Raw genomic sequence first — 12,072 nt, forward strand, 5'->3', positions numbered from 1 at the left:
ACGACGAACGAAAGGACCGAGGGCCCATGTCCGTGGACAACACCCTGGTCGTACCGGTCGAGGTGGCCGCACTCGCGGTCAACCGCCAGACCCGCGACACCGGCGGCGAACACGTCATCCACCGCTGGATCACCGACTTCGGCGACGTCGGCAGAGGCGTCGCGCCCGAGCCACAGCCCTTCTCGAGCCCCGAGGAGTGGACCGGCCGCGAGGACCGTCTCGGCGTCTATCTCCAGTGGGAACTGCCCGCGGCACTCACCCGCGGCCGCCACGACGAGGAAGAGGGCATCGGTGACTTCCCCCTCGTACCCAACCGATGGCTGGTCGTCCGCCACGCCGACTCGAGCCGCTCGCTGAAGGCCTGGGTCGTCGAGAGCGACTACCTCGACCCGATGAACGGCACCGTCTCCTTCCAGGACCCGGACAGCGACGAGCCGTCCGCCACCCTGATCGGCAAGTGCCACGAACTCACCGGCCGCTGGCGGGAACCGGCCGATGTGCATGAGCCGTTCCTCACCGCGATCGGCCCCGGCCTGCCCACCTTCTCCGTCTTCCAGCCCTACAACGAGAACGTCTTCTCCCTGCACGACACCCTGGAGGGGGTGCCGGAGCAGGAGCGGCTGAGCTACTTCGTCGCCGGGTGGTACGCCGACCCGGCCGCCGACATCCTCGCCGGCCCCGACGGCCTCGCCGCGCTCCTGGAACGCCTGGGGTGGACCCCGCCGCCCGGTTCCGGCAGCGGCATCCGGACGTCCGTCCACACCGGCACCGTCCTCGGCCTCGACTGGAACCTGACCGGCCCGGTACCGGAATCCGACTGCCCGCACCGGCGCGACGTCACCCCCATCATCTCCAACAGCATCGCCGAGGCCGTCGGCGAACTCGGCGCCCAGGCCGACGGCGAGGGAGTGTTCTCCGCCGAGGAGGCCGAGCTCTTCCGGGCCTTCCTCCTCGGCGGCATCGAAGGGCTCGAAGAGCGCGACCGGCCCGAGGCCGACATCCTCACCGACCGCCGCGCCCACGACACCGGCTTCGGCCCGGTCCCCGGCGGCTACCGCTGGTTCATCGGCGAGCGCGGGGACGACATCGCCGAAACGGCCCTCCGGCCCGCCACCCGCGCGGCCGAGGCCGAGACCGTCGCCGAGCTCAACCGCAAGCAGACCGAGCACGACGCCGCCGAGGCCGAACTCGACGCCGCCCGCGAACGCCTCTACCACCTGTGGTGGCTCAGCCGCCTGGACCGCCAGTCCGACGAATTCCGGGAGCGCGTCGACGCCGAACTCGCCCCGGACAACCCCGACGGTGCGGCCGGCCAGGTCGTCGAACTCGCCCGCCGCCTGTCGGAGCACCGGCGCACCCTGCCCTGGGGCAGGACCGAGGCGGACCTGGCCGCGAACATCGAGGCCCTCCACCCCGCGTACGGTGCACGCGCCGCACGCCGACTGATCCGCGTACCCGCCCAGGACTACGAGTACTCCGCCGATCCGGTCCTCACCCTCGACGGCGCCAACCTCCACGCCCCTCTCACCCGCGGCACTCCTCTGCCCTGCCGTGTCCCCGAGCGCCTCGTCACCCGAGCGTCGGGCATCACCACCGGCGATGTCGCGGCCGTCGCCGGACAGGTCGACCTCAGCGGCCAGCCGGACTGCTTCCCCGCCCTGCTCTCCGAGTTCCTCATCCTCGACCGGGCGCTGAAGGCCGGTGGGATCCGGGACGTCACCGGCACCCTGCCCGAATACGGCACGGCCGCGTGGCGCATGCCGTGGCAGCCGCTGTACCTGCTGTGGAAGGCCGAGTACTTCCCGCTGCCGTTCCGCGACGGGGAGACCGACCACTGGGACTTCATCGAACGCTCCCGCTACCAGTGGAAGGGCACCGGCGAGCCCGGCACCCCCCTGGTCGTCTCCGGCCGGCAGACACTCGCCCCCACCGCCGGGCACGTCATGGACGGCGCCCTCGCCAGTTACGCCCGCATCCGCGACGCGCTGCCCACCGACACGCTGCGCCGTCTGCGCTCCGAGGCGAGCCGGGCGAACCTGCTCTCGCAGACGCTCGACGGCTTCGGCGCCGCCATCGCCCAGCGGCAGCCCCTCTCCGGCCTCCAGCCCGCCGATGACACCGCCGCCCTCGTCGGCAACGGCGATTACTCCCCGCCGGACCCCGGGACCCTGCCCGCCAGTGACTGGGACCCCTGGCCCGAGTCGGCCTTCCAGGAACTGCGCGCGGGACAGCTCGCGTTCCTCGACGTGGCGGTGGTCGACCGGTTCGGACGCGCCGTCAACCTCGTCGGCGACTCCCATCACTTCCGGCCGGAGATGTCCCGCACCATGCGGCCGGCCCACCCGGTCAGCGGCTACGACAGCGACCGCCTCGTCGAACTCGGCCCACGCTTGCTCCAGCCCGCCCGGCTGCGCTTCGACTTCCTCTCCGCCACCGCCGACGAGCCCGTCGACCTGGTCCCCGGCACCAACCCGGTCTGCGCCTGGCTGGTGCACAACCGCCTCGACGCATCCCTGGTCGTGTACGCGGCCGAGGGCGCGGCACTCGGCGAACTCCGGGTCACCCTGAACGCGGGCGGAGTCCAGGAGGTCTCCTGGTCGGCCCTGCCCGGCTCGGACGTGGCCGACTTCGACCAGCTGCGGGACCTCTCCCGGCACGCCCACGACCTCCTGAACGCCGTCAAGAGCCGCGGTCCGCGGACCTTCGACGCGTTCCGCGCCACGGTCGACCGCGCGCTGGAGACCATCGACCCGGACGGGCCCGCCGACCCGGGCCTGGGCTTCTTCCTGGGCCGGCCGCTCGCCCTGGTCCGCACCCGGCTGACCATGGACCTGCGCGGCCCGCTGCGCACCGACGTCAGCTGGCAGAACCTGTTCTGCGAGACGGAGGCGGAACTGCCGCGCTACCCCTTCGCGATCCGCCTAGGCGAGGCCGCGCAGACCGACGACGGCCTGGTGGGCTACGTCCTCGACGACGACTACGACCACTTCGAGACGGTCATCGACCCCTCGTCCGGCGGCAGCGGCTATCTGCGGCCGATCGGCGACCGCCCGAGCCTGCACCTGAACTTCGGTGACGCCAGCAGCGCCCTCGCCACCGTCCTCCTGGACCCGCGCGCGGCCGTGCACGCCACCACCGACATCCTCGCCACCAAGCGCGTCTTCATCCCGCAGGAATTCACCGATCAGGCCATCACCCGCATGACGGTCAACTTCCGCACCGGCCCGCTCCTGGCGGCCACCACCGGGCTCAAGGGCCCCCAGGACGAGGTCGAGGAAACCGTCCTCATGCCCACCCCGGCCGGAGTCGTCGGCAACTGGACCTGGACGGAGAAGCGGGGCAGCGCCTGGCGGAAGCTGCCGATCCTCAGTCAGGACCAGTACGACATGCCCCTGGCCGAACCCGAACTCCGCTCAGGCTTCCTCAGCCTCGACGACGCCGCCGCGCACAGCCGCACCACCGACCACTGACCCGGCATCACCCCCACCGCCGCGGGTGTCCCCGTCCGGGACACCCGCGGCGGATCACACTCGAAGGAGCATCCGTGGCCCTTGTCACGCAGACCGACACCGTGGACGCCACCGCGCAGGAACCACTGCTGGCCTACACCGTCAGCACCGACCCGGACCCGTTGAAGGCGTCACCGGAGAACCCGCAGGCGCCCGAGGAGAAGGGTGAACTGGTCATCGTCGGCTCGCGGCACAGCGGCACGCCGGCCGACGTCCAGTGGATCAAGGTCAAGGTACCCGCCGGAGCGATGTCCCCGGACCTGGCCACGGACCTGGCCAAGGTCACGTACCGGATCAGCCTGAACGGCTGGTCGGGACGGCTGGACGCCTCGGCCAAGGAGTTCGTGTTCTCCCCGGGGGCGAGCCACGCCCCGATCGGCCCGGACACCGGATTCACCATCCAGCTCTCGGACATCCCGATCAACCGGAAGGTCGGCACGTCGCCGATCACCGTCACCGAGAGCTCGCGCACCGGCAGCAGCGCGTTCCAGTCCCGGTCCATGGTGTTCAACGTGGGCAAATTCCCGCCGGACTTCTACCTGCGGAACCTCGTCTGCGATCCGCTGATCATCGACAACGGCGGCGAGGTCGTCCTGACCTGGCAGCGCTCGGCGAACGCCGTCTACGAGCTGCTGTACGGCGAAACCAACCTCAATGTCACCGCCCTGACCACGAAGAAGATCACCAACGTCAAGTCCGACACCATGTTCTACCTGCGGGGCACCGTCGGCGACCCGTCGAACCCCGTGGTGCGGATCCTGTCCGCCCCGGTCACGGTCCGCAAGCCGGACCTGGAGATCGGCAACCTCGTCGTGAACGGCACCACCAACCTCAAGGGCGCCACCAGCACGCGGGACCTCACGGTCAATACTGCGAACACCCTGCACGTCCGGACCATCGAAGGCAGCGGCTCCTACGGATCGCTCGCGATCGGAGGGCGGCTGACCCTCTCCACCGCGGGGCGCGAGGTCAACGTCCAGAGCCAGTTCACCGTCGCCGGTGCCACCACCCTGAACGGCGCCGCCACCCTGAACGGTGCCGCCACCTTGAAGGGCGCCACCAGCCTCACCGGTGCCACCACCACGAAGAACCTCACCGTCGACCCCGGGGCCGACGGCTACCTCTGGCTCAAGACGGGCCGCCTCGACACCGCCGCGGGAACCCGTCTCCACGCCTACGGCACGGTCGGAATCTTCAAGAACAGCTCGCAGGGGCTGCACGCCGACTACATCAGTAGTGGTTACGGGCAGAAGACCTTCCGAGCGGACGGTGACGGGTTCCTCAGCATCAAACTCTCCTGTCTGTCCTACACGACGACCACGTCGTGGCGCGAGCTCGACGCCTACTTCACCGCGGCCGCGGCCACGGCCGGCGTGGCTCACGAGATCGCCATCCCCCAGGTGCAGCTCAGCGGGTCACCCCAGGCCAAGAGTTTCACCTCGGTCCCCGTCGCGAAGGGCGGCACGGTCGTGGTGTCCCTCAACAACACCAAACTGCCGGGCGGCACGGGAAACGGGTGGTTCTCCGTCTTCTGGACGCCTCTCGGGGGCGGGCCGAACCTGACGCAGGTGGCGGCCTCGGAGGTTCCGGATCCGGTCGAGGACGGCCCCGCGGACGCGCAGCCGCCGGCGGAGCCCGAGGCACAGCCCCCCGTGGAGTGACCCGGCGGTGAGTTCGGAGGGCGGCCACACCTCCTGCGGTCATGCCGTCCTCACCCGTCCAGCAGCTCGGTCCGCCCCGAACCATCCCACGAACCGCGGCCATGGGAGCTTCTGGAGGGTGTGGGGACGTCCGCGGGCCAACCGCCCGCGTCGGCTCCGATATCGGCCTCGGCACGGCACGGCTCCGGGAACACGCGGGAGGCCCCGGCGCAGCCGGGCCCTCCCTTGCGTCCGGACCCGGCAGCGGGCCCGTCAGGGGAGCTCCCCGGCACCCGCCCGGACCGTGCCGATGCGGCGGCGCGGACCCGGAGCGGTGCGCAAGGACGGCCGGTCAATCGTGGGAGACGACGGCGACAGGGCCGTTCGCGTGGTGTACTGCGGCCTGGGCGACCGGCCCCAGGCGCGGCCCCAGCGCCTGCCGGTGCCGGCGCCGTCCGACGACGAGCAGCTGATGGCTTCGCGCGGCCCGCACCACGGCCCGTGCCGGGCTCTCCAGCCGGATGTCCTCGACGATGCGCAGCGCGGGGAACTTCTCACGCCACGGGCCCAGAACCGGTGCCAGGTCCCGCTGGACGTCGTCCCGGATCTCCTTCGCGGCATCGGGATCGACGCCCCAGGGGACGTACGCCTGAACCGGAAGGCTCCTGCCGTGCACCACGTGGACGGGAACGCCCCGCGCGGCTGCCGTATCGCACGCGAAGTCCAGCACGCTGTCGCAGGCCCCTTCGAGGCTCACACCGGCGACGACTCCGGCCTCGCGGTCCCCTGGTGGACGGTTCTCCGCGGCCCCGGCCCGCACGAGCACCACGGGCCGGTCGGCCCGGGCGACGACATGGAGGCCGGTGTCACCGAGGAAGAAGCTCTCGACGCGCTCCAGCCCACGCGAACCGAGCACCAGGATGCGGGAATCCGCGGCCGCCCGCAGAAGCGCTTCCGTGGCGTCCTCGGCCAGCAGTTCCTCGACGATGGACAGGTCCGGATGACGATGGGTGATCTCCCGCTGGGCGTCGCCGACGATCCGCTTCGCCCAGTAGTTCTGATCCTTTTCCTGCGGCGCGCCAGGGGTGTCCGGGGAGAGCAGGACCCATGCGTGCAACAGGCGCAGTGTGAGGTTTCGACGGTCGGCTTCGTCCGCCGCCCAGCGCGCGGCGTCCATGCTCTCGCCCGAACCGTCGAGGCCAACGGTGACGACGTCCTCCATGACGAGTTGCCTCTCTCGTGTGGGCCGGTACCGGCCGAACCCGTCCGGCATTTCGGCGCGCCGGAGCACCGGCAGCAGCACGGCTGCCGAGCACCGATGAGATTCGGCCGGAGCGGGTTCGGCTCCCTGCGGCTCCGACGACGACCGCCGACGAGACCGATCCGGGATGTCTCACCCCGCGGCAGACCTCACACGCCATTTCCTCCTAGCGCTTTCCTGTTTCATCCGTTGTGCCGCGGCTCCATGCGGGCCAAGGAGCCCGTCCCTCCCTCTGTGCGCTCATCCGGGCCCGCGCCGCGCTCCCGGGCTCCACCGCGTCACCGGGCAGGGACTCGTCGGAAGACGGTTCTCCCGTGAGGTGGCACTCGACGTCGACGACTCCTTCGACGGCACGGACCAGGCGCGCCGCCACCGATACGAGCGAGGTGTCCGGTATCCGCCCGCTGAGGGTCACCACTCCCTCCTCGACTCGCACCCGGACGTGGCTGGTCAGGGCCGGGAAAAGGTACGAGATCACCGTGCGACGGACCTCTTCCTCGATGTCCTCGTCCTTGCGGAGGAACACCTTGAGCAGGTCACTCCTGCTGACGATGCCCCGCAGCATGCCCTCGTCGTCGACGACGGGAAGACGTTTGACGTCCTTCACCGCCATGATCCGTGCCGCTTGCGCCAGGGTCGCGTTCTCGTGCACCGAGACGGCCGGAGTGCTCATCAACTCCTCCGCGTCGGCCGCGCCCGCTTTGGCGAGGTCGTCCCAGCGGTCCAACTGCTCCCGGCGGCCGGGATCCCGGTCGCGGAACTCCTCCTTGGGCAGGAGGTCCGCCTCGGAGACGACCCCGATGACGCGGCCTTCGCCCTCCAGGACGGGCAGCGCGCTGACCTTCCACTGCTCCATCGTGCGGACGATCTCCTTGAACGGCGCGTCACGGCCGACGGCTACCACGGTCAGGGTCATGACGTCACGGACGATGTGCGGGGTGTCGAACATGGTGAGCCTCCGTCCCGGCTCAGGTCAGTGCACGGCGCCGCCGCCCGGGGGTGCGCAGACGGTGGTCCTTGGGCAGAGCGCCGAAGCCACCCGCTCTCGTGGTCATGAGCAGCTCTCCTTCGCCGTGGCTTCGTCTTCATCGTGCGGCGGCCGCGAGCCAGGCGTCAGGGCCGAGCGGGCCTCGTCCCGGACCACTCGGCCCCACAGGTGCTCTGGGCCGCTGCTCCGGGCCGCCCGGGAGCCCGAGCGGGCGCCCGGAGCCCGGAGGGAACGAGGGACCGAAGGTCCTGGATCAGGGCCGGTACGCCCTCGCGAGGCGCGCCGGTGCGGCGGCATGGTGGGCACCGGGGCACCCGGACCGCGCGGAGCGAGGAAGGCGGTGGGGACGATGGACATCCCGCTGGTCGTAGGAGTCGACGGATCGGACTCCAGCCTGGAGGCGGTGGACTGGGCCGTGGACGAGGCGGAACGGCACGGCCTTCAGCTGCGGCTCGTCCACGGCTCCCTGTGGGAGCGGTACGAGGGAACGCGCCCCTCGCTGGCGACGGACCGCCCGGCGGAGCGGATTCTCGCCGAACACATCGCGGCCTCGGCGGCCGAACGTGCTCAGCGGCGGAACCCCGACGTGAAGGTCTCCAGCGACGTGCTGGCCGCCGACCCCACGACAGCCCTGCTCCGGGAGGGGCACGAAGCCTTCGCCCTCGTCACGGGCTCGCGCGGGCGCGGCATGCTCGGCGAAACCCTGCTCGGTTCGGTGAGTCTCACCGTGGCGGCCCGGGCCGTCTGCCCGGTGATCATCGTCCGGGGCGAGGACCCGGCCCGGCGGGACGGTCTGCCCGTGGTGCTCGGCGTCGGCGAGCGCAGCGTGACATCGGCGGCCGTGCGCTTCGCCGTGGCGGAAGCGGAGGTACGGAACTGCCCGCTCCACGTGGTGCGGGCCTGGCGGACACCGGCCCACGAGGCAGTGGAACACCTGCTGCCCACGGGCGACGCACCGGCGCCGACCCCCGAGCAGCGGGCCACCGACCAGATGGACGCGGCGCTTCGGGGAGTGGGACCGGTGCGGGACGGGGCGGTGGTGCGGCGGATCACGGCGGAGGGTCCCGCGCACAAGGTACTCGCCGACGCCTCTGCCGAAGCGTCACTGCTCGTCATCGGAGCTCCGCGGAGCCACGGACACGTCGGCCTGCAACTCGGCCGGGTGGCACACGCGTTGCTCCACCACGCGGCGTGCCCGGTCGCGGTGGTGCCGCAACGCGGTTAGCTTCCGTGCGGCCGTGCGGCCCCGGGCAGCAGCTCCGGCAGAGCCGCCGCGCGTCCGGGGACGGCCGCGGCGCGCCGACCGGCCGCCCGGACAGGGTCGTTCGGCCCATCCGCACGCGTGGTCGGCGGGACCATCATGAAGGCAACGACCCGCAGCGGATGCCGCATACCCCGGGAGGATCCGTGATCGCTCCACCAGTCGACGAGAAGCGTGTGACCGCAATGATCGCGGACGCTGTCGCGGCGCCGTCGATGCACAACGCACAGCCCTGGCGTTTCCGCTACTCACGGAGCCGGCGGGCCTTCCAGCTACGAGCGGATCTCGACCGGTTCATGCCTCACTCCGACCCCGACACCCGCGCCCTGCATCTGGGGTGCGGTGCGGCGCTGCTGAACCTGCGCGTCGCAGTGGAGTACGCGGGGTGGGTCCCGGTGACCCGGCTGCTCCCGGACTCGACGGACCCGGCCCTGCTCGCCCTCGTGCGCCTGACCGGTCCCGGCAACGGCAACGGCAACGGCAACGGCAACGGGGAGAACGGTATCGGTGCGTTGCACGCGGCCGTCCACCGCCGGCACACCAGCCGCCACCCGTTCACCGCAGCGCCCATTCCGGACGACGTGCGCAACGCTCTGCGCGAGGCGGCCCGGCTGGAAGGCGCACGACTGGACTTCCCGTCCGGATGGCACCGGCAGTGGGTGCTGGAGCTCGCCGAGCAGGCCGAGGCCCGGAATCTGACCGACAGCGGCAGCAGAGGGGACCTGGCCCGCTGGACCGGAACGGGCACCGCGGCAGAAGGGGTGCGGACCGAGGGCGTCCCCGACTCCGCTTTCGGGCCCCGCAAACGCGGAGGCAAGGCGCCGATGCGCGACTTCGCCGGTACGCGCCGTGTACCGGGCCGGGAGGCTGCCGCATTCGAGGAGGATCCGCACATCGCCCTGCTCAGTACCGCGGAGGACACTCCGGTGGACTGGCTCCGGGCCGGCCAGGCGGTGGAGCGTGTGCTGCTCCTGGCCACGCTGCGGGGCCTGTCGAGTTCCTTCGTCACCCAGGCCCTGGAGTGGCCCGACATGCGCTGGCCGCTGCGGGACCCGGTGTCGGGAGCGGGGCATGTCCAGATGGTGCTGCGTCTCGGCTACGGTCCGGAAGGCGCCCCGACACCCCGCCGGCCGGTGCGGGAGGTCCTCGACATCGAGCCCTGAGCAGGAAGGGCCCGCCGCATACCGGGACGCGGAGGTGCATGGAGCCCGCGCAACCGAGCGAGACGCGGCCGCACGCCGAACGACGGGCGTTCCGCCGGCGCTCAGTCCCGCAGGACACTCACGTCGAGGAAGTGCGTGGCGCAGGAGATGCACGGGTCGTGGTTGCGGACGACGCGTTCGCACAGCCGGGTCAGCTCCTCGTCGGACGCATACCCCCGGGTCAGCCGTGCCTGGACGATGCGGCGCAGGTCCTCCTCGATGGCCCCCTGGTTCTGGGCGGTCGGTGGCACCAGGGTCGCCTCGGTGACCAGTCCGTTCCCGTCGAGGGCGTAGCGGTGGTAGAGCACACCTCGGGGGGCCTCGGTGGCACCGTGCCCGATGCCCGCACGCGGCGGCACGGGAACGTACGGGCGGTCCGGCGGCTCGTAGGCCTCGATGAGCCGGAGCGCCTCGTCGACGGCGTAGAGCACCTCGACCGCGCGGACGACGATGCTCCGGTACGGATTGCGGCACGCGGGAGGGCGGGCGGCCCGGGCGTGTCCCGGTGTCCGGGGCGGATCGCCGAGCCCGGCCTCGCGGGCCGCCTCCAGGGCCACGGGCGAGAGGAGATGGCCGCTCACGGCGTAGCGGGCGAGTGAGCCGGTGAGGTGGCGGCGACCGTCGAGCCGGGACTGCAGAGCCGTCGAGTGGTCCACCTGCTCCTCGATCACGTGCTCGGGGAAGTTCTTCACGGCGAAGGTTCGGGGCGGGAGTTCCGGATCCGCCGGAAGAACCGTGGGGACGCCGGATTCGATGGCGTACACGTCGCGTTCGGCGAGCGCCAGCAGGTCGGCGTCGCACTCCGCCTCCGGGAAGTCGAATCCGGCCACCCAGCGAACGGTCTCCCGGGCATCGTCGAGAGCCCGGCGCAGACGCTCGGCCATGGGATCCAACGCGCGGCGGGCGGGCGTGCGGTGAAAGCCTCCCACCCGGACGTTGACGGGATGGATGGCCCGCCCGCCGAGGAGTTCCATCAGGGCGTTGCCGGTCTGCTTCAGCCTCAGGCCCCGCTCCACCTCCGCACGGTGCGTGCGGGAGAGGTCGATCGCGCTGTCACAGCCCAGGAAGTCCGGGGCGTGCAACAGATGGATGTGGAGAGTCTGGCTCTCGATCCACTCCCCGCAGTACAGCAGACGCCGCAGGGTTGCCAGCGGCCCGTCCACGACCACTCCGCAGGCGTCCTCGACCGCCCGGCAGGCACTCAGCTGGTAGGCGACCGGGCAGATCCCGCAGACCCGTGAGGTGAGGTCGGGGGGCTCGTCGTGCGCCCGTCCGCGCAGCAACCCCTCGAACAGCCGGGGCGGTTCGTAGATCCTCAGCCGAGCGCCCTCGACCCGGCCGTTGTGGATCGTCAGCCGCAGGGCGCCCTCGCCCTCCACCCGGGCGAGGGAAGCAATGCGCAGGTCACGGGGCCCGTCGCCGGTCATCCCGGTCCTCCTCCTGAAGTGCGGCGAAGTCGGAGACATGGAAGGTGCCCAGGAACCGCCGGACCTCCTCGTCGCTCATGCCGTCGCTCCTCAGCAGAGGGATCAGGGCGGGGAGGTTGGTCGAACGGGAGGGACCGAAGCAGCCGTAGCAGCCACGGTCGTAAGCGGGACAGATGGCGCCGCATCCCGCGTGCGTCACCGGCCCGAGGCAGGGGGTGCCGTGCGCGACCGTGACGCAGACGGTTCCCCGCCGTTTGCACTCGAAGCAGACGCTGTGGCCGGGGATGCCGGGACTCCGCCCGGTCAGGAACGCGGAGATGACCTCGAGCAGCTGGCTGCGGTCGATGGGGCAGCCCCTGAGTTCGAAGTCGACGGGCACGTGGGCGGAGACGGGGGTGGACGTGGCCAGCGAGTCGATGTAGTCGGGCAGTGCGTACACGGCCTCCCGGAACTCACGTACATCGGCGAAGTTGCGCAGGGCCTGGATGCCTCCCGCCGTGGCGCAGGCGCCGATGGTGACCAGGTAACGGGACTCGGCACGCACCCTCCGGATACGTTCCTCGTCCTCCGCCGTGGTGATGGAGCCCTCCACGAGCGACAGGTCGTACGGCCCGGGCTCGACGCGGCCGGAGGCTTCGAGGAAGTGGGCGATCTCCACCTCGTCGGCGAGCCCGAGGAGTTCGTCCTCGCAGTCGAGCAGCGTGAGCTGGCAGCCGTCGCAGGAGGCGAACTTGAAGACGGCCAGCCTGGGACGCCGTGGCTCGGGTGCGGTGTCGGCGCTCAT

8 protein-coding genes are annotated in these 12,072 nt (G+C 71.5%); 4 read left to right on the forward strand and 4 right to left on the reverse strand.

Features of this window, described 5'->3' with window-relative positions:
- Positions 1–26 precede the first annotated feature (26 nt).
- Together ACFYYR_RS07585 and ACFYYR_RS07590 are read left to right on the forward strand one after the other, a co-directional pair.
- A complete protein-coding gene (locus ACFYYR_RS07585) occupies positions 27–3,470 on the forward strand; it encodes a hypothetical protein (RefSeq protein WP_388848035.1) in 3,444 nt (1,147 codons plus the stop codon).
- A 74-nt stretch (positions 3,471–3,544) separates the two neighbouring features.
- The gene (locus tag ACFYYR_RS07590) at positions 3,545–5,170 is read left to right on the forward strand and encodes a hypothetical protein (protein WP_388848037.1); all 1,626 of its coding nucleotides are present in this window, start codon (positions 3,545–3,547) and stop codon (positions 5,168–5,170) included.
- 331 nt (positions 5,171–5,501) lie between these two features.
- Here the strand turns inward: ACFYYR_RS07590 and ACFYYR_RS07595 are convergent, their stop codons facing one another.
- Complete coding sequence (locus ACFYYR_RS07595) at positions 5,502–6,371, reverse strand: universal stress protein (RefSeq protein WP_388848040.1); 870 nt, start codon at positions 6,369–6,371, stop codon at positions 5,502–5,504.
- A gap of 205 nt (positions 6,372–6,576) precedes the next feature.
- A complete protein-coding gene (locus ACFYYR_RS07600; protein WP_388848043.1) occupies positions 6,577–7,359 on the reverse strand; it encodes a CBS domain-containing protein in 783 nt (260 codons plus the stop codon).
- Positions 7,360–7,747: 388 nt separating this feature from the next.
- Between ACFYYR_RS07600 and ACFYYR_RS07605 the strand changes: the two genes are divergently transcribed.
- Entirely contained in the window at positions 7,748–8,623 is an 876-nt protein-coding gene (locus ACFYYR_RS07605; RefSeq protein ID WP_388848161.1) for a universal stress protein, read from the forward strand.
- 182 nt (positions 8,624–8,805) lie between these two features.
- Entirely contained in the window at positions 8,806–9,822 is a 1,017-nt protein-coding gene (locus ACFYYR_RS07610; RefSeq protein ID WP_388848046.1) for an Acg family FMN-binding oxidoreductase, read from the forward strand.
- A gap of 101 nt (positions 9,823–9,923) precedes the next feature.
- On the opposite strand, the gene ACFYYR_RS07615 is transcribed toward ACFYYR_RS07610, so the two are convergent.
- Both ACFYYR_RS07615 and ACFYYR_RS07620 read right to left on the reverse strand, forming a co-directional pair.
- Positions 9,924–11,288, reverse strand: coding sequence for a Ni/Fe hydrogenase subunit alpha (locus tag ACFYYR_RS07615; RefSeq protein WP_388848049.1), 1,365 nt, complete (start codon positions 11,286–11,288; stop codon positions 9,924–9,926).
- Positions 11,266–12,072 (reverse strand): oxidoreductase, encoded by an 807-nt coding sequence (locus ACFYYR_RS07620; RefSeq protein ID WP_388848052.1) that lies wholly within the window; start codon positions 12,070–12,072, stop codon positions 11,266–11,268. The genes ACFYYR_RS07615 and ACFYYR_RS07620 overlap by 23 nt, the downstream gene beginning before the upstream one ends.

The organism is Streptomyces sp. NPDC001922 (genome assembly GCF_042891165.1).
GTDB lineage: Bacteria > Actinomycetota > Actinomycetes > Streptomycetales > Streptomycetaceae > Streptomyces.